This window comes from Nocardia brasiliensis NBRC 14402 (genome assembly GCF_000308475.2).
In the GTDB taxonomy this organism is placed as follows: Bacteria; Actinomycetota; Actinomycetes; order Mycobacteriales; family Mycobacteriaceae; genus Nocardia; species Nocardia brasiliensis.
Genome location: NZ_BAFT02000104.1, coordinates 93,999 through 115,276, shown reverse-complemented (window position 1 = coordinate 115,276; position 21,278 = coordinate 93,999). Strand labels below are relative to the sequence as shown.

General features: G+C 69.0%; 20 protein-coding genes. 6 read left to right on the top strand and 14 right to left on the bottom strand.

Going from position 1 to position 21,278, the window contains the following annotated elements; all coding sequences use genetic code 11:
* Nucleotides 1–65: 65 nt before the first annotated feature.
* On the bottom strand, nt 66–2,678 hold the full coding sequence (locus tag TY25_RS35305; RefSeq protein ID WP_042263740.1) for an AAA family ATPase: 2,613 nt from the start codon (nt 2,676–2,678) through the stop codon (nt 66–68).
* A gap of 165 nt (nt 2,679–2,843) precedes the next feature.
* Here TY25_RS35305 and TY25_RS35300 point away from each other — a divergent pair, with 165 nt between their 5' ends.
* On the top strand, nt 2,844–3,290 hold the full coding sequence (locus TY25_RS35300; protein WP_042263739.1) for an ester cyclase: 447 nt from the start codon (nt 2,844–2,846) through the stop codon (nt 3,288–3,290).
* 59 nt (nt 3,291–3,349) lie between these two features.
* On the opposite strand, the gene TY25_RS35295 is transcribed toward TY25_RS35300, so the two are convergent.
* Both TY25_RS35295 and TY25_RS35290 read right to left on the bottom strand, forming a co-directional pair.
* The gene (locus TY25_RS35295; RefSeq protein WP_063048044.1) at nt 3,350–3,859 is read right to left on the bottom strand and encodes a hypothetical protein; all 510 of its coding nucleotides are present in this window, start codon (nt 3,857–3,859) and stop codon (nt 3,350–3,352) included.
* 141 nt (nt 3,860–4,000) lie between these two features.
* Nucleotides 4,001–4,912 carry a LysR family transcriptional regulator gene (locus TY25_RS35290; protein WP_042263804.1) on the bottom strand — a complete coding sequence of 304 codons (912 nt, stop codon included), beginning with the start codon at nt 4,910–4,912 and terminating at the stop codon, nt 4,001–4,003.
* A gap of 150 nt (nt 4,913–5,062) precedes the next feature.
* On the opposite strand from TY25_RS35290, the gene TY25_RS35285 reads away from it, so the two are divergent.
* Both TY25_RS35285 and TY25_RS35280 read left to right on the top strand, forming a co-directional pair.
* The gene (locus TY25_RS35285; RefSeq protein ID WP_042263736.1) at nt 5,063–6,121 is read left to right on the top strand and encodes an AMP-binding protein; all 1,059 of its coding nucleotides are present in this window, start codon (nt 5,063–5,065) and stop codon (nt 6,119–6,121) included.
* Nucleotides 6,121–7,482 carry an aldehyde dehydrogenase family protein gene (locus tag TY25_RS35280; RefSeq protein WP_042263735.1) on the top strand — a complete coding sequence of 454 codons (1,362 nt, stop codon included), beginning with the start codon at nt 6,121–6,123 and terminating at the stop codon, nt 7,480–7,482. Before TY25_RS35285 ends, TY25_RS35280 begins: the two co-directional genes overlap by 1 nt.
* Nucleotides 7,483–7,491: 9 nt before the next feature.
* Here TY25_RS35280 and TY25_RS35275 read toward each other — a convergent pair whose 3' ends face one another.
* The 6 genes from TY25_RS35275 to TY25_RS35250 all read right to left on the bottom strand — a co-directional run bounded on the left by TY25_RS35275 (nt 7,492) and on the right by TY25_RS35250 (nt 12,310).
* The gene (locus TY25_RS35275) at nt 7,492–8,211 is read right to left on the bottom strand and encodes a DJ-1/PfpI family protein (protein ID WP_052383409.1); all 720 of its coding nucleotides are present in this window, start codon (nt 8,209–8,211) and stop codon (nt 7,492–7,494) included.
* A gap of 178 nt (nt 8,212–8,389) precedes the next feature.
* A complete protein-coding gene (locus tag TY25_RS35270) occupies nt 8,390–9,400 on the bottom strand; it encodes a GlxA family transcriptional regulator (RefSeq protein WP_042263733.1) in 1,011 nt (336 codons plus the stop codon).
* A 71-nt stretch (nt 9,401–9,471) separates the two neighbouring features.
* Entirely contained in the window at nt 9,472–10,032 is a 561-nt protein-coding gene (locus tag TY25_RS35265) for a putative immunity protein (RefSeq protein WP_042263731.1), read from the bottom strand.
* A gap of 103 nt (nt 10,033–10,135) precedes the next feature.
* Complete coding sequence (locus TY25_RS35260) at nt 10,136–10,966, bottom strand: helix-turn-helix domain-containing protein (protein ID WP_042263729.1); 831 nt, start codon at nt 10,964–10,966, stop codon at nt 10,136–10,138.
* Nucleotides 10,967–11,023: 57 nt separating this feature from the next.
* Entirely contained in the window at nt 11,024–11,647 is a 624-nt protein-coding gene (locus TY25_RS35255; protein WP_042263727.1) for a nucleotidyltransferase domain-containing protein, read from the bottom strand.
* An 87-nt stretch (nt 11,648–11,734) separates the two neighbouring features.
* Nucleotides 11,735–12,310, bottom strand: coding sequence for a TetR/AcrR family transcriptional regulator (locus TY25_RS35250; RefSeq protein WP_042263799.1), 576 nt, complete (start codon nt 12,308–12,310; stop codon nt 11,735–11,737).
* A gap of 110 nt (nt 12,311–12,420) precedes the next feature.
* Between TY25_RS35250 and TY25_RS35245 the strand changes: the two genes are divergently transcribed.
* Nucleotides 12,421–13,275 (top strand): phytanoyl-CoA dioxygenase family protein, encoded by an 855-nt coding sequence (locus TY25_RS35245; protein ID WP_042263725.1) that lies wholly within the window; start codon nt 12,421–12,423, stop codon nt 13,273–13,275.
* Between the two features lie 146 nt (nt 13,276–13,421).
* On the top strand, nt 13,422–14,228 hold the full coding sequence (locus TY25_RS35240) for an alpha/beta hydrolase family protein (protein WP_042263722.1): 807 nt from the start codon (nt 13,422–13,424) through the stop codon (nt 14,226–14,228).
* Between the two features lie 99 nt (nt 14,229–14,327).
* Here the strand turns inward: TY25_RS35240 and TY25_RS35235 are convergent, their stop codons facing one another.
* A complete protein-coding gene (locus TY25_RS35235; protein WP_218568574.1) occupies nt 14,328–15,644 on the bottom strand; it encodes a M14 family zinc carboxypeptidase in 1,317 nt (438 codons plus the stop codon).
* Between the two features lie 362 nt (nt 15,645–16,006).
* On the opposite strand from TY25_RS35235, the gene TY25_RS35230 reads away from it, so the two are divergent.
* A complete protein-coding gene (locus TY25_RS35230) occupies nt 16,007–17,104 on the top strand; it encodes a carboxylate-amine ligase (RefSeq protein WP_042263719.1) in 1,098 nt (365 codons plus the stop codon).
* 66 nt (nt 17,105–17,170) lie between these two features.
* On the opposite strand, the gene mbp1 is transcribed toward TY25_RS35230, so the two are convergent.
* From mbp1 to TY25_RS35210, 4 genes are all read right to left on the bottom strand, one after another.
* Nucleotides 17,171–17,413 carry a microaggregate-binding protein 1 gene (gene mbp1 / locus TY25_RS42195; protein WP_029901942.1) on the bottom strand — a complete coding sequence of 81 codons (243 nt, stop codon included), beginning with the start codon at nt 17,411–17,413 and terminating at the stop codon, nt 17,171–17,173.
* Nucleotides 17,414–17,490: 77 nt separating this feature from the next.
* A complete protein-coding gene (locus tag TY25_RS35220; protein ID WP_042263715.1) occupies nt 17,491–18,330 on the bottom strand; it encodes a glucose 1-dehydrogenase in 840 nt (279 codons plus the stop codon).
* A gap of 131 nt (nt 18,331–18,461) precedes the next feature.
* A complete protein-coding gene (locus TY25_RS35215; protein ID WP_052383404.1) occupies nt 18,462–20,189 on the bottom strand; it encodes an NAD(P)/FAD-dependent oxidoreductase in 1,728 nt (575 codons plus the stop codon).
* Entirely contained in the window at nt 20,186–21,271 is a 1,086-nt protein-coding gene (locus tag TY25_RS35210; RefSeq protein WP_042263712.1) for an LLM class flavin-dependent oxidoreductase, read from the bottom strand. The genes TY25_RS35215 and TY25_RS35210 overlap by 4 nt, the downstream gene beginning before the upstream one ends.
* Nucleotides 21,272–21,278: the final 7 nt, after the last annotated feature.

Here is a 21,278-nt window from a genome sequence, read left to right as displayed (position 1 = left end):
AACGTTAGCGAGGCGCACAATCACCGGCCATGATTGCGCTCACCACGATTCCGGGGAGGCCGCGGTCAGAGGTCGGGCACATCCCGCAGTTGCCGCCGCGAGGAGATGCCGAGCTTGCGAAAGATGTTGCGCAGGTGGGCATCAACGGTGCGTGGACTCAAGAAGAGCTGGGCCGCCACCTCTTTCGAGGTCGCACCGCCCGCGACCAGGCGCGCGATGTGCGTCTCCTGCACCGTGAGCGTGTCGGATACCTGCGCGGATCGAGTGCGCGCACTCTCGCCCGTGGCCCGTAGTTCACCCGCCGCCCGCGCCGCGAACGCTTCCGTGCCGAGCGCCGTCAGCGCTTCGTGCGCCTGGCGCAGTTCGGTTCTGGCATCGCGGCGACGCCCTTCCCGGCGCAGCCATTCGCCGTAGATCAGATGCGCCCTCGCCCCCGCGATCGCCGGACCGCCGGCGTCCAGCAACGCGATGGCCGCCAAGTAGGCCGACTCGTCGTCCTCCACCAAAGCCCGTGCGTAGGCAGCCATTCCGTGCCCCCACGGATGGTCACCCGCACGCGCGCGCTCGGCCAGCGCGGCCAGCGCGGGCTGCGCGAGATCCGGTCGGCGGCAGCGCGTCGCCGCCTCCACCAATTCCGGCAACGCCAGGCCGGACAGGCCCAGATCACCGGACGCGACGGCTTGTTCGGCGGCACGCAACGCGGCGGGATAGTCGGCCAGACCGTTGTTGAGGACGGCGGTGGCGTACTGCACGCTGAGCGTCATCTCCGGCCCGACGCCGGCGAACAGCGCCACGGCCTCGGCCCGCCGACCGCGCAACGCGACGAGATGGATGCGCGGGTACACCAGCGGCGCCGCGCCGGTGGCCTCCGCGATCGCCTCCTGCTCGGCGATGAGCGCCGTCACGGCGCCGAAATCACCGGCCAGCGCAACCACCGGCGCCAGCATGGCCAGTCCGATCGGCAGCAGGTGAAACGAACCGAGTTCGCGCCCGGACGCGATCACCCGCTGCGCGATTTCCCGCATCGCGTCGAGGTCCCACAGCTCCAGCGCGAGCAGATAGCCGAGCGTCGGCCACCGCAGCCACGCGTCGTCGGCGCGGTCCGCCACCAGCGGGCGCAGCAGTTTCGCGGCGGCCTGGTGCCCCTCGACGGTCAACGCGACCATGCCGTCCAAGATGCTGTCGGCGCTACCGCGCGGTTCCGGCGCGCTCGGTGCACACCGCGCGGCCTCGACCACCGCGTCTACCCCGCCGATCAGCATGCTCATTTCGAACGCGTCCACATAACACGCTCGAGCCCGAGCCGGCTCGCGCTCGGCCAGCCGCGCGGCGGCCCGCAGCAGATGGCCGGTCGGCAGGTCGCCACCCCGGAAGCGCGCGAACGAGATCCGGCCGCGCAGCAGATCCACCCGCGGATCGTCCGGTGCCAGGGTCGACAGCAGCTCGGCCGCGGCGGCGAAGTCCCCGACCGAGAGCTTCGCCTCGACCGCGGCGAGCACACGCTCGGCCCGCAAGCCTGGATCGAGGGTCAGCGTGGCCGCGCGTTCCAGGAACGCCGCCGCCGCGGCCACGCCGCCGCGCGCCTGCGCGCGGGCCGCCGACCTGGTCAACGCCAGGGCCACCGACTCGTCCGGACCGGCGCTGGCCAGTGCCCGGTGCCAGGCGACCCGGTCGGGATCGGTGACCGGATCGCTCACCTCGGCGAGCGCGCCGTGCGCCCGTCGCCGCTCGACCGGCGACGCGGCCTGGTAGACCGCGGACCGCGCCAGCGGATGAATGAATCGGATCCGGGGGCCGAACTCGACCAGCGGCACCTCCTCGGCGGCCGCGTCGGCTACTCCCAGAAGTGCTGCCGCAGGCCATAACAGGCCGGGATCACCGATCGGTTCCGCCGCCGCGACGGTGAGCAACAGGCGCACCTGCGGAGTGAGTTCCGCGAGCCGGGCGCGGAAGCTGCGCTCCGCCGCCCGCGGCGCGGGTAAGTCGAAACCGCCCGCCATGCCCGCCGAGCCCGCGGTGCGCGGCAGTTCCAGCAGGGCCAGCGGGTTACCGCGGGCCTCGGCCAGGATGCGGTCGCGTACGCGCTCGTCCAACGACGCGTGGAACTCGCGTGCCAGCAACGAGCGCGCCTCGGTTTCGCTCAACTGCTGCACCTCGAGCTGCGGCAGCTGCGCGAACTCGGCCACCTCCGCCCGCGCGGCGAAGACCAGGGCCACCCGCTCCGCGCCGATCCGGCGCGCGATGAACGCCAAGGTGCGAGCCGACGCGTGGTCGAGCCACTGCGCGTCATCGATGAGGCACAGCAGCGGGCGGTCGTGTTCGAGCAGCAGCCCCAGCGCCGCGGCGCCGGCCAGGAACGGGTCCGGGGTGCCGGTGTCCACACCGAATGCGATCCGCAACGCGCTGCGATGCTGCGCGGGCAGCGCGTCGAGATGTTCCAGGACGGGGGCGCACAACTGGTGCAGCGCGGAATACGGCAGTTCGGTCTCGAACTCCGCGCCGGTGGCCCGCATGACCAGGAAGCCGGACGACGCCCGGGCAAGTTGATCGAGCAGCAGACTCTTTCCGATACCGGGCTCCCCGAGCAGCACCACCGCGCCGCCCCGGGATTCCCGCGCCTGTTGCAGCAGCGCGAGCAACCGCGCCGTCTCCGCCGATCGGCCGACCACATAGTTCACCCGCCGATCTTCGCCTGCCCGGAACCCGCTGTCACGTCGCGGATAGGTAGGTATCGCCGACGCGAACGCGGTAGCTCCGGCCGCAGACTTGGTCCAGGCCGCACGGACAGCCCGGGGAAACCCGAAAACCGTCCGGACACAACGACATCGAAAGCGAGAACGATCATGGAACAGCGCACCCTGGACACCGTGGCAGGACCCCGGCAGCTGCTCGACGGCTGGCTCACCCTGTGGAACGGTGTCTATACCTTCGCCGACGATCTGATCGCCGCCGACTTCCGGCTGCACGCCGCGCTGATGGACGGCAGCGAGGGCGACGCGGTCCGCGGGCCCGACGCGCTCGTCGACTGGATCGACCGGGTGCGCGCCGCCTTCACCGAACTCGTGTTCAGCGTGGCGGTCGGGCCGATCACCGACCGCGACCACTTCGTCGTCCGCTGGGTCGCCGTGGGCACCTACGGCGGCGGCTTTCCCGGCGCGAGCGCGCCGGCGGGCACCGCGATCCGGTTCACGGGGATCGACATCCTGCGCATCGAGAACGCGAAAATCGCCGAGTACTGGGTCAATTCGGATATGCACGTGCTGCTGGCGACGCTCGGCGTCCGGTACTGAGGCGACGGTCATGACCGCCACGACCTCGGGCCGCGACGACTACCCCCGCCGAGCGGCGGCTACGGGAACTGCGCGGTCGTGATCACGCCTTCTACACCGACCGGCTGCTGGGTCGCCCTGGTCGGCAGCACGGGACGAGCCGTGTCGCTGTAGCGCCGCTTGACCATGGCCGCGGCTTCCTCGGGCGTCTCCGGGCGCCACGGCCTGGTCGACAGCTTTTCCAGCACACAGATCAGCAGCATCTGCCGGGTGCGGGTGACGGGATGGCAGTTCATACCGGCCTGCCCCAGACCCTCGCCGGCGGTGCCCCGCTCCTCCGGCGGCACGGTCTCGGTGAGCACCCAGTACAGCTCCGGGCTGAGCAGGACGGACTCGCCGTTGCTGTCGTTGAACCAGCGCACCGAGTACTCGATCAGCAGCTCCGCGATCGGTCCGCTCTGTCGCAGCGCCTCGACGAAACGAGGCAGACCGCCGCTGCTGTCGGAGTTCCGCTGGATCAAGGTCGCGATTCGGTCCGCGACCTCGCGTAGCTGCGTGATGTCATGGTCGGCCAGTTTCGGCAGCGTCATCAATTCGTCCTTACCCGTCACCCGGCAAGAATTCAGCATCCAAACCCAGATGTCAACGCCGCGTCAATAGCTGACGGATATCACAAAGTTGTTCCGCCGCAATGGTGCTCGATTACAACGCGCACACCGGGACAAGCGGACTTATCGCGGCAAAGGGCCGTCGTGATAATCGCGTGATTCATGATCGGCGGTGGCGATAAGCGAGTCACGGAAATGGCGGCCCGCCGCCGACAGGAAGGCGTCCTCGCGCCAGACCACCCGCAGCGTGCGGTGACACTCCGGGCTGTCCAGCCGGACCCAGCGAACCGCCGGATGCGCGTCGGCGCGGCGCGACATATCCGGGATCAACCCGACGCCGATACCCGCGCTCACCAGGTACTGCACCGCGGCCAGTTCGTCGCCCTGCACGGTGATGTTCGGCGTCAGGCCGGCCGCGGCGAACAGGCGGTCGGTCAGCGCACGCTGCCAATAGCCCGGCCGGGTCGTGACGATCGGCTCGTCGGCCAGTTCGGCCACCGAGACGGTGTGCCGGTCCGCGAGCGCGTGGCCCGGCGGCACGGCGAGCAGGACCGGCTCGCGGAAGAGTTCGACGGCGCGCAACGCGGGACCGTGCAGCGGCTGTGAGGCGAGGCAGAGGTCGACCTCGCGCGCGGCGAGTTGTCTGCTCATCCGTTCGGCCGTGGACTGGTAGAGCTGGATTTCGACCCCGGGATGCCGCGCGCGGAACTCCGCCAGGAATTCGGTGAGCGAGAGCAGCGTTTCGGAGGCGACCGCGACCGTGCCCTGCGCCAGTCCGGCCGCATCGGCCAATTCCGCACGGGCATCGTCGATTTCGGCGAGCGCACGGCTGATTCGCGCGAGGAAAGCCGCGCCGAACCGGTTCAGCCGGATCTGCCTGCCCCGCCGATCGAACAGTGGCACCCCGAGTTCGGCTTCGAGCCGGGCGATGGTGCGGCTGAGCGAGGGCTGCGCCACACGCAGTTCCGCGGCCGCCCGGCTGATGTGCTCGTGCCGCGCGACCACCTGGAAATACCGCAGCGACAACAGATCCACGGCCACCATCCTCTCATAACCCGAGAGGCATGAATTCATGCCGCATTCGGTCTTGGACGCTATGTATCGCCCGAACCTAACGTCGACAGCGGAGGCGGCCGCGCCTGTGCGCCGCGTGAGTACGAATGCTGTTGTACGAGAGGTGTTCTCATGACCGAGCAGAATCCGGACGAGTTCGTTCGCAGGATGATGCGCTGGCATTTCAGCGCGGCGACCGGCTCGCCGTTCTGGCTGGCCCGGGCCGCGACGCTGGACTTCGATCCGCTGACCGATATCCGGGGCTTCGACGATCTGGTCCGCTTTCCCAATGTCGTGGACGAGTTGCGCGATATCGCGGTGCGCGACCTGATCCCCCGCGGCTACGGTGACCGCCATCCGGTGCACGTCTACGAAAGCGGAGGTACCACCGGGCAACCGAAACGGGTGGTGTTCACCGCCGACTGGGAACGCCGCGCGGTCGAGTGGATCGGCGCGCGTTTCGACGCCCTCGGCGTGCCCCGAGACGCGGACTGGCTCAGTGCCATTCCGAGCGGACCGCACGGGGTCGGCGCGACGATCGCCGGTTTGTGCACCGCACGGCACGTCGTGAACTTCGGGATCGATCTCGATCCACGCTGGGTGAAACGACTCATCGCCGAGGGGCGCGGCGCGGAGGCCGACGCGTACACCGACCACCTGCTCGAACAGATCGGCCACCTGCTGCGCAGCCAGGACGTCGGGGTGCTCGTCTCGACCCCGCCGCTGCTGGAACGGCTGGCCCGCCACGACGACCTGGTCGATCTGATCAATCGCAAGGTCCGCGCCATCGTCTGGGGCGGCGCGCATTTGGACGCGGATACCCGAGATCTCTTGCGCCGCGAGGTCTTTCCGCGGACGCTGCTGATCGGCATGTACGGCAGCACGATGATTCTCGGCGCCGCCGTGGAACGCCCCGGACGCGGTGACGAAGAACCCTGCGTCTTCGATACTTTCGCGCCGTACACGACGTTCCGCGTCGTCGATCCGGCGACCGGCGAACTGGTCCCCTACGGCGCCCGCGGTCAGGTCGTGATGCACCACCTGAGCCGGACCGCGTTGCTCGTCAACAACACCGAACGCGACCATGCCGTCCGAGTTCCACCGCCCCCGGGCGGCCTCGGCGATTCCGTCGCGGACGTGGCCCCGGTCGCCACCTTCGGCGGCGCGCCGGTGATCGAAGGGGTGTACTGATGCTGCACCTGGATGCGCTCGGTCCCGAGGGCGACTATCGGTCGCGCAAGCAGGAGACGCTGCGCGACCGCACCGGAACCCCGGTCGCGACACTGAGTCTCGCGCCCGCGCTGTATGTCACCCGGGCCATGCAGGCGCTGCGCCGGGCGCCGGAACTGCCGGTCGACGAGCGGATCGCGGCCATCGCCCGCGCGGGCCGGGCCTTCGCCACCGCGACGGTCGCCGGGGTGCGCGCGGCGGAGTACCAGCGCACGGTCAGCGCGGTCGCCGGCTTGCCGATCACGGTGGTGCGCAAGGCCACCGACGAGATCGCCCGTGCCGCCGCCGACGCCTACCGCATCGGCCGGCACGCGCGCCCGTTCGGCGCGGTGGGCGACTGGCGCGATCCGTCGACCCGCGCCGGTGCGGCGGTCTGGACCCGGCGCGGCGAGGTCTTCGCCGTCCACGCGGCGGGCAATCACCCTGCGGTGCATCTGGGTTGGCTGGAGCCGCTCGCCCTGGGGTACCGGGTCGCCGTCCGTCCCTCGCGGCGGGAACCGTTCACGCCACACCGGCTGATCAGCGCCCTGCGCGCGGCCGGTTTCGGCGCGGATCAGGTGGTGCTGTTGCCGACCGCGCACGAGGTGGCCGGGGAGATCCTCGGTCTGGCCGACCTCGGCATGGTCTACGGCGGCGCGGACGTCGTGGCCGCGTACGGCGGCGATCCCCGCGTCCTGCCGCAGGGGCCCGGCCGGTCCAAGGTTCTGCTCACCGCCGATCGTGACTGGTCCGCCGCGGTCGACACGATCGTCGAATCCGTCAGCGGCGGTGGCGGTGTCGGCTGTGTCAACGCCACCGCGGTGCTCGTCGAAGGCGATCCCGCCCCGGTCGCGGCCGCCGTCGCCGCGCGGCTCGCGGCACTGCCCGGCCTGCCGCCCGGGGACGAACGCGCGATCCTGCCGGTGTATCCGGTCGACGCGGCGCGCCGCTGGGAAGACCATCTGCGCAAACGTGCCGCCGGAACCCGGGCCTGGCTGGGCGGTGACGGCGTCGTCGAGGACTTGGGCGACGGCAGCGCCGTGCTCCGCCCGGCGGTCCATCAGGTGGACAGTCCGTACGCCGAGCAGCTCGGCGCGGAACTCCCTTTCCCCTGCGTGTGGTTCGCGCCGTGGGACCGCGCGGCGGGCCTCGCACCGTTGCGGAACACGCTGGTGCTCACCGCCTGTACCGACGACGAGCAGCTGATCACCGACCTGGTGCGCGAACCCACCATCGGCAATGTCCACCTCGGCTACCATCCGACCAACCGGCTGGACCCGGGCCTGCCGCACGATGGCTATCTCGCCCAATTCCTCATGCGCGCCAAGACGATCCGGCGCTGAACCGTCCGGTCAGTGCCGCTTCCTACCGCGAATCTTGGTGAGCGCCAGTTGCCATGCGACGGTGCCGACAGCAACCGTGGAGCGGACATTGGTGCTTTCCAGCGTCATCTCGGCGACGGCCTTGCGCATGACCTTCGCCGAAGCCTTCGACGGGTGGCCGGCGTCGTAGGGCGGGTGCGGGTCGTATTCGATCAGGAGCTGGATGATCTCGGCGCGCTCGGTACCGTAGATCTCGCCGATCAACCACAGTGCGGCGTCGATTCCGGCGGAAACCCCTGCGGCGGTGAGGATCTTGCCCGAACGCACGATCCGTTCCGTGGGACGGGACTCCACGCCCAGCAGTGCCATCGGTTTCTGCGCGAACCAGTGCGTCGTCGCGGGGTGGCCGGGCAGGATCCCGGCCGCGGCCAGGATCAGCGCGCCCGAACACACCGAGGTCGTCCACTTGGTGTGCGGATGCACCGCGGCCAACCAGCCGGTCAGCTCCTTGTTCGCCATGGCGGTCGGCGTATCGGTCCCGGAGCCCGGCACGAGAACCACATCGGGAGCAGGGGTTTCGGCGAAGGTGTGGGTGGCGCCCAGGGCCAGCACGCCACTGTCGGTGATGATCGGGCCGACTTCGTTGCTCACCAAACGGATCTCGCTGCCGGGCACCAGGCGCAGCGCCTCGTACGGTCCGATCGCGTCCAGCGCGGTCATGCCGGGATAGAGGACGATGGCGATCTGCAGCCCGCTGCCGTCGCGGGCGGGTACTGCCACCTCGGCGGGTGCCGGGGCAGGCGTCGCGGTATCGACCGCAGGCGCGGCGGCGGTGCCGTCTTCGACTGCGGCAGAAGTTGATTGCGGGGGGTGGTCGGCCATGGTGATAATCCCTTGTCTTCGATGGTGCTGGTGCCGGGAGGCGGCACTAGGCGTCCGAGAGTTCGAAATCCGCGCTCACGAGGGCCGCGGAACGGGGGCGCGCGAAGCGATCCCGGTACTCGCCGGGTGCTACCCCGAGGAGTCGCTGGAAGGTGCGGTACAGGGTTTCCGGGCGGCGTAGTCCGACCGCGAGGGCGACGCGATCCAGCGGGTAATCGGTGGTTTCCAGCAGCCTGCGCGCCGCGGCGACGCGCACGCTCTCCACGTAGCGCGCCGGGGTGGTGCCCAGGTCGGCGGCGAACACGCGGGAGAAGTTGCGGGTGCTCATGCCTGCCTGCTGGGCCAGCGCCTCCAGCGACAGATCAGCGGTGAGGTTCTCCTCGATCCAGACCTGCAGGGCGCGAAGCGGTTCCAGCCGCGGCGGCCCGGCCGCGACGGGCGCGCTGAACTGACTCTGCCCGCCCGGTCGGTGCAGATAGACCACCAGCCAGCGCGACACCTCGCGGGCGAGGTCCGGTCCGTGGTCGGCGGTGAGCAACGCGATCGCGAGATCGATACCCGCGGTCACCCCTGCCGAGGTCCAGATCGGGCCGTCCTGCACGTAGATCCGGTCGGGTTCGACATCGATGTCGGGGTACCGCTCGGTGAGGCGGCTACTGCCCGCCCAGTGCGTGGTCACCGTCCGCTCGTGCAGCAGCCCGGCTTCGGCCAGCAGGAACGTGCCCGAACACACCGAACCGATCCGCCGGGCCCGCCGCGCGACCTGCCGGATCCCCTCGATCAACTCCGGATCCTTGCGGGCGGGACCGAACGCGATGCCACCGGTCACGAGCAACGTGTCCACCGGCCGGGACAGGTCGCCGATCGCCCGAGCCGTCACCTCGATCCCGTTCGACGCGAGCACCCGGCCCGCCCGCGCGGCGACCACCTCGACCTCATAGAGCGGCGCGCCGCTCAGAACGGCGGCCGCGTTGAAGACGTCGGCCGGTCCGGCCAGGTCGAGCAGCTGAAACCGGTCGAAGACCGCCAGTTGCACGAGGCGGGTGGAAGCAGGCATGCACCCATCGTGCAACCGGTTCGGGATGGCGTCAACGACACAAAGATTGCAAATCCGGCCAGCAGACCCCGTTACGAGGTCGCACCGCGTCGCAGCGAATCGTCGAGCCGGCGTACCAGTTCCCCCGCTCTGCCGCGACCTCCCGGCGCTGCCGGGTATCGGGACAGGACACCGATCACGGTGGGGCCGGCCAGTTTTCGCGCCTCGTCGAGGTGAGCGGTGGCGACCGCACGAGCACCGTCCGCATCGAGTTCGAGCGACAGGGCGGTGTAGGCGGCCGCGCCGAGGATGTGCCACACCTGGGTGGCTTTGGCCAGCGGGTGCAGGTAGGCCGACGAGCCCGTGGCTCCCGCGGCGTGCGCCGCGGCGGCAGCGAGCGGATCATCGCGCGTTTCGGCTTCCCACGCCGCCCGGTGCGCTGCCATGGCGGTCACGCGAATCGCCTTCGTCCGTTTGCCTCCCGCGGCGAACTCGCGAGCCTGCTCGAGCACGGCACGCACCCGGGGATCGCCCGGACACACACGCTCGAAGATCACCACCACCGGCGCCGCGCAGGCCAGCGCGTACGCCGTGATCTCGCGCAGTTCGGCCATGGTCAGTTCGATCGTCGAGTTCTCCTCGCCTGCACCCATGAAACTTCACCGTATCGTTGAACTGCCGGTTGGCACTTCCAGAGGACTTGCCGGGAAGACAGACCCGAAACCCTCAAACGGCGGTTCTCCCGCCGCCTCGCGCTCAGGCGTACGCCGGCGCGGCCCACGCCACGGGGTCGACCGCCAACCACGGCGCGGCCGCAAGGGCAGTGGGTGTGAGCCCCGCGAAGGCTTTGGCGTCCCGATACAGATGCGACTGGTCGACGTAACCGCATTCGGCCGACACCCGCGCCGCGGCCACGCCGCCCGCGAGGCGGTGCGCCGCATGGTCGAACCGAACCAGCTGCGCCGCCCGCTTCGGCGTCAACCCGACCTGTGACCGAAATCGGGACCACAATCGTTTGCGACTCCAACCGAGCTCCCCGGCCAGCGGCTCGACTCGAATCCGCCCGCGACTCCGCACGATTCGCCGCCAGGCGTACGCGACCTCCGGGTCCACCGCAGCCCCTTCCTGCTGCCGCCGGGCGATCGCGAGCTCGGCGATCGCGAACCGTTCGTCCCACGAGCGGGCGGCGCGCAGTCGCGCACCGAACCGTGCGGTATCGCGTCCCCACAACTCGTCGAAAGCGACCACGGCCCCGGCCGATTCCGCCGCGGCACCCGAGATCGCCTGCGCGACAATCGGAGACAAACGGATCTGCAACAGGTCGACCTCGCGCCCGCCCCCGCGCACGTTGCCCGGGGCCAGGCCGACCACGCTGCCACCGCGCACGCACTCCCCGGCGCCATCGATCAACCGGACGTCCCCGAAATCGAGGAATATCGTCACCGCCGGATACGGCACCACCGGCAGTTCCACCGGATTCGCCGCGCGCCCGCGAAACCCGGCCATGCCGATTCCCGCGACCCGCAACCGGGCCGGGACCGCAACCTCTACCGCGGCTCCGCCGATCCGAAACGGCGCACCAGACATGCCGTCATCGTACGAGCGTCGCGGTCGGCGGGCCCGGCACGAACCCGTGGCCGGCGTTCAGAGCCGCGCCAGCCAGGCGTGCCCTGGATGCACCCGGGACAGCCATTCGAACAATCGCGCGCGCCGCGCCTTGTCCAGCGCGGGCAGCACGCGATCGAAATCGGCCTCGTCCTTTGCGCGCAGAGCTTTCGCTTTGAACAGCAATGCGACTTCGGGAATCGAGTAGGGAATCCCGTCGTCGGTGCGCAGAATCAACTCCGCGTACGGCACCGTGATGGCCGGGTCACGGCGGCACACCCAGCGATCCCCGACCTGCGCTTCCCGAAAAACGTCCAGCCGATAGCGACCCGGCCCGGGTTCGCGCAGCCAGGTCTGAAAGTGCTGCTCCGCTTCCGCGGGATACGGCCGGACTCGGCCGTCACCGACGACCTCCCAGTCGAACCCGGGCAGCGCGGCCATAATCTCGCCGAATCTCGCTGCCGGAACCCCGATTTCGAGATCGCTGTGCGACCGCGCCGTACCGCCGGTGAACAGATCGAGCGCCCACCCGGCCGCCACATACCACGGAGCCGCGACACCCGACAGCCGCACCGCGACCTCACCCGGCGTCCAGGCCGCCCACAGCCGATCGGCCTCTTCCGCCGAAAGCTCCCGCGAAGAGGTGTCGTCAGACGAACCCACGGCTTCTCTCCTCCCGTCGTGATCGACACGCCTCGCGACTCACATTGCCGCCTAGCGGTGCACGCAGCGGTGATTTGCCCTTGCGATTCAATGGAGTCCGAGGACGGCGGCTGTCGAGCGCCATAGGCGATCGGCGGCTGTCTCCGGGTCGGGCGGCGGGGTCAGCCGGAGTTGCTGGCCGATGCCGTGGCGTAGACCCCCGATGACGAAGGCGCCCGCGCTCTCCGGGTCGATCTCGGCGGGGATCTCGCCGCGCGCCTGGCCGGCGCGGATGTTGTCGGCGGCGTTGGCGCTCATGGTCTGAATGTAGACCGCTTCCAGCTCGGTGAGCTGCGGGTCCAGGGCGGCGCGGTCGAGCAGGACGGCGGCCAGCGGATCGGCGAAGTGGTAGGCGACGAAACGGCGGGTGCGTTCGTGCTCGCGGGTCGACCAGTCGGCAGCAGGGAGATGCGCGTCGCCGATGGCGTGCCGCAGGCCCTCGTAGAACGTCTCGTAAATCGCTGCCAGCAGACCACTTTTCGAGCCGAAATGGTGATACATCGCCCCGGTGCTCAGCCCGGCGCGGCGGGTGAGCGCGGCCAGCTCGAGTACGCCGTTGCCGCGGACCAGTTCGTCGCGGGCCGCGTCGAGAAGTTGTTGACGACCGATCGGTGCACGTGCCACAGTCGGAATCATAACCGAACTCAGTTATGTTCTGATCTTCGAGGAGTTCCGATGCGGGAACCTAGCGAACCGACCCTGTGCGTCGCGCCGACTGTCCGCGAGTCCCGGCCATGAGCGCCGAGGTGTCGTCCCTGCCCGACCTGGGCGGCGACCTGGCCGGGACGTACCGCCGCACCCCGAGCAGCGGCGCGAGCATCGATGCGGAAATCTGCGCGGCCGACCTGGCCGCCCTCGACCGCGACGGCTACGTCATCCTGCCCGACCTGCTGGGCCCGCAGGAACTCGACGAGATCCGTGCGGCGGTCGTGCCGCTGCTGAACCAGCACGGCCGCAACAAGTTCGAGGGCCACACCACCCAGCGGATCTACAGCGTGCTCAACAAGACGCGCACCTGCGACCGCATCGCCGACCATCCGCGAGTACTCGCGCTCCTGGATCGCTTGTTCTTGCCGAACTATCTGCTGTCGATGCTCCAGGTGATCAACATTCTGCCGGGTGAGCAGGCCCAGATGCTGCACACCGACGACAGCTTCTATCCGCTGCCGCGCCCGCGCGCCGCACTCGGCGCCGCGACGATCTGGGCGATCGACGATTTCACCCCCGACAACGGCGCCACCGACATCATTGCGGGCAGCCACCGGTGGGGCCACCGCATGCCCGAAGAATCCGAGCGTGAACCCGTGGTGATGCGCGCCGGCTCGTGCGTGTTCTTCCTCGGCACCCTCTGGCACGGCGGCGGCGCGAACCGTTCGGCGCAGCCGCGCCTCGCCCTGACCGCCCAATATTGCGAACCGTGGCTGCGACCACAGGAGGCGTTCACCCTCTCGACCACCCGGGACACCGTCCGCGCGGTCTCCGAGGACATCCGCCGCATGCTCGGATACAGCATCCACCCGCCCTTCATCGGCCAGGTCGACGGCATGCACCCCAAACGCCTGCTGGAACCCGGCGCCTCACCGCTGTGAGCCCGGGTCGTGCGGCCGGTCGGCGCGCAAGCCGAATCAGCGCCGCCGCTCGACCCGCACAAGCCGGTCGGCGCGGCAGCGACACGCTGATTTCGCTTATAGCGCAAGGGATTCCCGCGCCACCGCGAGCGATCTAACGTGGGCGCATGACCTCACCGATCACCGGCACGGCCGCGGGCGTGCCGTTCACCGCTCTGCCGCCGTCCGGGGACGCCGCCGTCGCGCCGATGATCGTCACCTGGCACATGCTGGACGCGCCCCGCACCGACGCCGCGTTCGCGGCCGCACTGCCGATGGCGGGCCTGCCCGCCTGGCGCGTGCATCTCGGCATGCCGATGTGCGGGGCGCGCATGGTCGACGGCAGCACCGACGCCATCGTCGCCCTGTTCAACGAAGACCCTCTGATGTCGTTCCTCTACCCGTTCGCGCAGCAGGCGACCGCGGAGTTCCCGGCCGCCCTCGCGGATCTGCGCGAGCAGTTGCCGGTCGACGACGGCCCGATCGGCGTGCTCGGCGGTTCGCTCGGCGGAGCCGTCGCGTTGCACGTGCTCACCACGACAGACATCCCGGTCTTCGCCGCCGCAATCGTGAACGGCGCCATCGACCTGCGCTCCGTGGTCGACCTGTTCCCCGGCGCGTACCCCTACGACGCCGAATCCGAAAAAGCCGTCGCCAGCATGGATTTCGTCGCCCAGGCCACACGCCTGGCCGATCGCGCGCCCCTGCTCGTCGTCAGCGGCGAACTCGACCACCCCGCCTTCCGCACCGACGCCGCCCGTCTCGTCGCCGCGATCGGCCCCCGCGCCGAACTTCGCACCATCCCCGGCCTCGCCCACCCCCTGGCCGACGAACCCGGCCTCGCCCCCGCGCCCCAGTCACCCCAGGCCCGCGCGGTGGACGCCGCCCTCACCCAGTGGTTCGCCCACCAGCTCGCGCAAGCCCCCATGCCCTAGACCCTGTTGTCCCCCAGCACTATTCGAGACCACGCCGACACGGATCGGCACGACCCACCGGCCTGGCCTCTCGACCAGACCGGTGGGACAACGAGCCGATCAGGACGTCTGACCGCCCTGCCGGTAAGGCGCGTTCGCCAGCTGAGCGGCGGTGCTGAACGCCTTCTTCATCTGTGGCCAGAAGGTACTTTCCACGCAGGAGTAGCGCGGCATGAAACCGCCGCACGACCCCGAACTGTTCGGGCCGATTTCGATGGTGATGGCGGCCAAGCCCAATGCGCCGTGGGCTTGGTCGTCGGTCGTTCCGGTGGTCGAGTATCCGACGGTTTCCTCCGAAGTGCCGACGACGAATCCGCTGGGCACGATCTTCTTCGTCAATGCGCGCAACTGGGTGGCGTTGCGGCTGGTGGCATTGCTCGGGATGATTCCGTAGTTGCCGTAGGCGTGCAGATCGATCACGATGCCGGTCGCGGTTTGCGGCACGTCACCGCCGCCGCTGGGCCGCTGGTTGGTGAACAGGCTCGCATAGAGCTTCTGAATCGCTTGGGTTTCCGGTTCGGAGCCGGCGCGCGGACCCTGATAGGTCTGCGAGCAAGGGTTGCGGGAATCCCCGCCCCAGCGGACGGTGAAATTGCGATTCAGGTCCACACCGGGGCCTTGACCGGAACCGTCGACGACAGAGCACGACGCCGGGGTCGCGCTGTTGTTCACATTCTTGCGTTGCATCTTCGGCCGATTGCCGCCGCTGGCGGTGACGTCGACGCCGTCCGGGTTGGTCACCGGGACCACCCAGACCTCGGTGTTGTCCAAGATCGAGGTCACCGCGGGATCGGTGCCGTAGCCGGTGGCGAGATAATCGATCCATTTCCACGCCAATTCACCGGTGGCCAGTTCGCGGGCATGGATCTGGGCGGTCAGCAGAAATCGCGGCTTGCGCGTGGTGGGCGCCAGATCGCAGCCGACGGGTTTCATCGTGGTTTTCGCGGCGGCTTTCTCCGCGTCGGTCCCCGCGGCCGTGCCGGTCAGGCAGATCACGTTCATCGTGTGCCCGCCGCGGCCCCGGTCGGCCAGCCACGATTTGCCGATGTTGTGCACCTGCGCGATGCCGGGATATTTGGCGGCGGTATCGGTCGCGTGCCGAAGCAGATCGGCCGCGGTGTGATAGCCACCGTAGTAGGTGGCGTCAGGAGTCCGCCGCTCCGAAGGGTCCGATTTGTAGACCGGCGCCTTCTTGGTCAGGGTCAACCCCTTCGCGCGCAGCGCCTGGGCACCGGCCTCGTCGACCGCGATGGTCACCTTGCCCGGTCCGGCGGGAACCATTTCGATCCCGGCGTTCTCGATGATCTCCACCTGCGCCCGCGACGGCACCGGCACATCCCAGTAGTAGGGGGAATCATCGGCGGCGTTCGCCGTCACCGGACAGAAGAATAGCGTCGAGAATCCACCGACCGCCGCCACGGTGATAGACGCAAGAATATTGCGAAAACTGCTCATGGACTTTCCTAGTCTTGGGCGGCGACCACGGCCACCGCGAGCCATGTCGTTCTTCTGTGCGGAGATTAAGCCGGTGCGTCGGCGCGGAGAAACCCCAGTCGGCGAGTGGGGAACGACGCCGGGTGGCGGCACACTCGCAGCACTCCGTAAGGTGTCGCACAACAGGTTTCGCCGATTCGCGCATCTTTTGCGCCGGTCCGGGTAAAGCACGGCCAACAGCGGTCACCGGAGGTGGTCTCGCCGGACGGCGTGCACCTGTCCGGATCGGCGAGGAGTTCGATCGAATGCAGGCACTCACGGTAGGTTTCGAAGAGGAATTTCTTCTGGTCGACGCGGAAGGCCGTCCGGTACCCGAATTCGACGCGGTCTGCGGCTGGCTGACGGACAAACTCGAGACGGCCGACAGCGCCCGGTTCAAGCCGGAACTGCAACTGACGCAGATCGAGACGATCAGCGGCATCCATACCAGCATGACCGCGCTGGCGAGCGAATTACGCAGCGCCAGAGCCACGCTCGCCGCCGCAGGGGACGCGTGCGCCGTGACGGTGCTGCCCGTCGGCACCGCGCCGCAACCGATCGCCGACGACACTCCCCTACCGGACTCGGGCCGCTATGCCCGGATCCACGACCGGTACCGCGGCACGCTCCGCGACTACACCGCGTGCGGGGCGCACGTGCACATCGGCGTCGCCGATCCGGATCGTGCCGTGGCCGTCGTGAATCATCTGCGGCCGTGGTTGCCGACATTGCTTGCGGTGGGGGTGAATTCACCGTTCCACCGCGGCCGTGACTCCGGTTACAGCTCCTGGCGGATCGCCGAACAGGCCCGCTTTCCCGGCGCCGGACTGCCGCCGTACGCGCGTTCGGCCGACGATTACGACGCGCGGATCGCCACCCTCATCGAGTGCGGCGCGCTCGTCGACGATCACATGTCGTTCTGGCTGGCGCGGCCGTCGAAGGTGTACCCCACCGTGGAGGTGCGCGCCGCCGACACCGCCGCCACCGTGGACGACGCGATCCTGCAGGCGGTGCTCACCCGGGGTCTGGTGCAGACGGCCCTGAACCAGCTGGACGAGGGCGTGGAAGGCCCGCGCATCGACGATCAGGTCGGCGCCGCGGCGATTTGGGCCGCCGCGCGCTATGGTTTGGCCGGCCCTGCCGTCGATCCGATCGAAGAGATCCGGGTGCCCGCGATCTTGATGCTGCGTTCACTCGTCACCTGGATCGCCGACGCGCTCACCGCCGCCGACGACACCGCCCTGGCAAAGCGACTGTTGCGCAACGTGGAACGCCACGGCACCGGCGCTGCCCGGCAGCGTCGAGCCGCACAGCCCGGCTTGCGCCACCTCGTCGACACCTTCCGCCTGACCAGCTGGTCCTGACACACGAACAGCGTTGCCGGTCAGCGAGATTCGCTGACCGGCAACGCGGCACCGGCGGTGCGACGACTAGTTGTGCTGATGTCCGGCTTGGCGCGCCTCGTTCACATCTGCCTCCGCGCGAGCCTTCTCGGCCGCCGCTTCCTTCTGCGCTGCCTCGCGCTCGGATTCGGCCTTGTCCTGCTGTGCTTTGCCCTCACCTTTGAGGTTCTCGTCACCGGTGACGACACCGGCGGCCTCCTTGGCCTTGCCTTTCACGTCTTCGACGACACCTTCGACGCCCTCGCGGGGGCCACTTCCATGTTCTGACACAGTTATTCACCTTTCGAGCTGCGACTGCGGCTGACCTTCGGCGCTTACCCGGAGTCGCGCGACTCAATCCATCGCGGTCAAAGGATCGGCCTGCCACCGGTCACGGCGATCCGCGCGCCGGAGATGTAGCTGCCGTCGTCGGAGGCCAGCAGCACGTAGGCCGGGGCGAGTTCGGCGGGTTGGCCCGCGCGCCCGAGCGGCACGTCGTCGCCGAAATTCGCCACCTTCTTCGGCGGCATCGTGGACGGGATCAGCGGAGTCCAGATCGGCCCCGGCGCAACGCTGTTCACCCGGATTCCACGCTCGCCGAGCAGCTGGGCCAGGCTCGCGGAGAAGTTCGCGATCGCCGCCTTCGTCGCCGCATAGGGCGCGAGGGTCGGTGAGGGCATATCGGAGTTGACCGACGAACTGCCGATGATCGACGCGCCCGGCTGCATATGCGGCAGCGCGGCCTTGACCAAGCGGAAGTACGCACTGACGTTCACCTGGAAGGTGTGATCGAACTCCTCGTCACTGATCTCCTCCAACGTCTCGTGCGTCATCTGGTAGGCCGCGTTGCTCACCAGCACGTCGATCTTCCCGAACTCCCGCACGGCCCGATCGATGACGGTCCGGCACTGCCCCGGCTCGGCCAGATCGCCGGGCACCAGCACCGCCTTGCGCCCGGCCTGCTCGACCAGTTCGGCCACTTCTTTGGCGTCTTCGTCCTCGCTCAAATAGGAGAGCACCACATCGGCGCCTTCGCGCGCGAAGGCGATCGCGACCGCGCGCCCGATACCGCTGTCGGCGCCGGTGATCACGGCCGCCTTGCCGGTCAGCTTCCCCGACCCCTGGTAGCTGTCTTCCCCGCAGTCCGGCACCGGATCCATCCGCGCCTGCACGCCGGGAACCGGCTGCTGCTGTTCAGGAAATCCCATGACCACTCCTCTCGTTGCACCACTGCCACGTAGTCGCCGACTACCGCACTACGCCGTCGGCAAACACCGGGCCGACGTGTTTCGACCGCCCGGCCGCAACAGGCAGGACGAGAAGCGGTCCTCGGGTTGGGCTACCCGGCGACCTCGACCGGGCTCACGGGCAGCCAATTGTCTTGCAACAGCTCGGATATGAACTCGATCAGCGCGTCCTGGTCCCGGTTGGCGCGTTTGCCTGCCAGCGGAAGATCGCCCAACGTGAACGTGCGCGGATCGATGTCACACGCGGCTGTCGGGTAGCCGATGCGGGTCGCCGCGCGAGCCATGATCACCTGCATCATGGCCTCGAGGACGCGGCGGTTGGCGCCGAGCCGGCGACGAATCTCCGCCGAACCGAGCGGACCGTGGTCGCCGGACGTGCCGAAGGACGACTTCAGGGCCGGCGTGCCGGTGTGATCGAAGAAGTGGCAGTGATCGCGTCCCGGTTCTCGTTCGTCCCATTCCCGGAAGAAGGCCTGCATGCGCTCGTTCAGCAGCCGGAAGCCGGCCAGCTCGGCGCCGATGACCGCGGGTGCGTAGGCGTCGGTGGTGTTGCTGCGGATCAGCAGGCCCAAGAACGCATGGTGCAGATACCGGTCGAAGATCAGCTTCGCGAACCACACCTGCGGATTGCCCATCAGCCGGTACTGATCGGTCCACACCGGCAGCAGGGTGTCGTACACCTCGAGGTAGAAGTCGTTCAGTCGCGCCGCGAGGTCGTCGATCGCCGCCCCGCCCAGGTCCCGAACGACCATATCGGTCACCAAGGTATTCGACATCGCGATGAAATCGCTGCCGGGCGAGTACAGCGGATCGTTGAAAACACCCGCTTCGCCGGTCAACGCCCACCGATCGCCGGAATACACTTGCGCACAACTGTGGGCGAAGTGCCGCAGCCGCTTGAAGTCCTGCAACGACTCCTGGTGCCGGGTGACGGCGCGCGCGACCTCGGGCTCGTGCCGGGTCAGCCAGTCGAGCGCGGCCTCGAACGTGCCGATCTCCTCGAACGGCACATACCGCGGATCGGACACGATACCGACACTGATCGACCCCGACACCAAGGGGATGAGCCAGACCCAATAGCCCTTGCCCATCAGATGATTGGTGGACCGCCAGCGCAATCCCTCCGGAACCCTTTCTCGCCAGGCCGATTTGGCGGCCGCAGAGGTGCCCACCTCCTCCTCGGCGAGTTCGTCCATCCAGATCATCTCGCTCAGCCGGAACCACACGGCGTCGCAGTTGTGCGGGCTGTCCTTGCGCAGGCCGAGTTTGCTCTTGAGCAGGCCGCGCCGTCCGGTGGCGTCGATCACCCACCGCGCCCGCACGGTCTGTCCAGCGCCCGCCCGCGCGATCACGACCTCGTGCGGCGCACCCGATTTCAGGCGTACGTCGACGACCCGATACCCGTGCCGGAACTCCGCACCGCCCGCTGCGACGATCTCACCCAACGCGTTCTCGAAGACGCCGCGATCGAGCTGAAAGGTCGCCGACGCGTAGAAGAACCCGCTCGGCCCCGATTCCGCGCGCTGCGACAGCGGCGGCGGCGGTACCGAAACGGACGGCAGGAACCGCAGGCCCGTCTTACGAATCTGAGCCTGCTCCAGATGTTCGCGCAGCTGCAGCGTTTCCGCGAAGTAGGTGCCGCTGATCACGACCGTGGATTCGCCCACCTTGTGCGCGGCCGCGCGGACCGGATGCGGCACCCGCTCCACGACGAGGACGGTGGTTTCCGGTCTGCGCAAGAGCATCTGCCGGGCGACACTGAGCCCGGCCAGCCCACCACCCAGCACGACGACGTCATAGTCCGAACGGTCGGTGATCACGGTACGAGCGTCCCTTCGCACGCGGCGGCGACGGGTCGCAGCACCTCGTCCATGCAGCGTCGCATCACCCGATAGGTGGGCTCCCCTGGCGGATTCGCGTCGAAGGCGAGTATGTAGTGCCCGAGCCCGGTCGACTCGTGCAGCTGGGTGAGGCGTTCCCGGCAGCGCTGCGGCGTGCCGACCAGATTGAGCGGAATCATCTTTTCGACCACGCCGGACGCGTCCCGGCCCCCGGCCTTGCGGCCCGCGTCGACCGCCTCGAAATAGGTGCGATAGTTCGGCAGCAGGTGCCGGCGCGCCAGCAACCCGTTCGAGGTCGCGCCCTCGGCGACCCACCACCCCACGTGCTCGCGTACGGTGTCCGCGGCACGGTCGTCCGTGTCGTCCAGTACGGCAATGCAGGTCAGCGCGTGCCGCGCGGCCGCGTCGAACTGTCCGTGCGGTCCGGCCGCTTCGCGGTATCGCGCCAGCAGTGCCCGTTTCTCGTTGTCCGGCATGGCTTCTCGGATCAGCAGCGGGTATCCGTGTGCCGCCGCCCATCCGACGGTGTCCGGCGAGCCGGAGGCGACGTAGACCGGCGGATGCGGTCGCGTCAGCGGTTTCGGCTGCACCGGCACCGCGTCCGGGCTGCCGTCCATCGACGAGATCACGTACGGCTCTTCGCCCCACGCCCGCGCCACCTGCTCCATGGTCTCGACCAATGCCTGGTGGTTCACCGTCATATCGACCTCGAAGGCTTCGAAGTCCCGGGCGTAGGTGCCACGGCCGATGCCGAAATCGAAACGCCCACCGCTGAGATGATCGAGCATCGCGACTCGTTCGGCGAGCTTGATCGGATGTTCCAGCGGAACGATGGTGATCGCGGAGCCGACTCGGATCCGCTCGGTTCCGCCCAGCAGGAACGATGCCATGTTGAGGGCGTTGGTGCACAGGCTGTAGTTGGTGAAATGGTGTTCCAGCAGCCATATTCCGGAATAGCCGAGTTCCTCGGCCCACTGCGCCGACCGTATCGCGGCCGCGAACGTTTCCTGCTGACCGATACCGGGCCGCTGCGCGACGCTCAGTACGATGTCGAATCTCATCTGCGGC

Coding starts and splice junctions, on each gene's coding strand:
- TY25_RS35210 (WP_042263712.1), bottom strand. CDS start 21,271: ATGAGATTCGACATCGTACTGAGCGTCGCGCAGCGGCCCGGTATCGGT.
- TY25_RS35265 (WP_042263731.1), bottom strand. CDS start 10,032: ATGGGTGCAGGCGAGGAGAACTCGACGATCGAACTGACCATGGCCGAA.
- TY25_RS35280 (WP_042263735.1), top strand. CDS start 6,121: ATGCTGCACCTGGATGCGCTCGGTCCCGAGGGCGACTATCGGTCGCGC.
- TY25_RS35230 (WP_042263719.1), top strand. CDS start 16,007: ATGCAGGCACTCACGGTAGGTTTCGAAGAGGAATTTCTTCTGGTCGAC.
- TY25_RS35240 (WP_042263722.1), top strand. CDS start 13,422: ATGACCTCACCGATCACCGGCACGGCCGCGGGCGTGCCGTTCACCGCT.
- TY25_RS35245 (WP_042263725.1), top strand. CDS start 12,421: ATGAGCGCCGAGGTGTCGTCCCTGCCCGACCTGGGCGGCGACCTGGCC.
- TY25_RS35300 (WP_042263739.1), top strand. CDS start 2,844: ATGGAACAGCGCACCCTGGACACCGTGGCAGGACCCCGGCAGCTGCTC.
- TY25_RS35270 (WP_042263733.1), bottom strand. CDS start 9,400: ATGCCTGCTTCCACCCGCCTCGTGCAACTGGCGGTCTTCGACCGGTTT.
- TY25_RS35295 (WP_063048044.1), bottom strand. CDS start 3,859: ATGACGCTGCCGAAACTGGCCGACCATGACATCACGCAGCTACGCGAG.
- TY25_RS35260 (WP_042263729.1), bottom strand. CDS start 10,966: ATGTCTGGTGCGCCGTTTCGGATCGGCGGAGCCGCGGTAGAGGTTGCG.
- TY25_RS35285 (WP_042263736.1), top strand. CDS start 5,063: ATGACCGAGCAGAATCCGGACGAGTTCGTTCGCAGGATGATGCGCTGG.
- TY25_RS35220 (WP_042263715.1), bottom strand. CDS start 18,330: ATGGGATTTCCTGAACAGCAGCAGCCGGTTCCCGGCGTGCAGGCGCGG.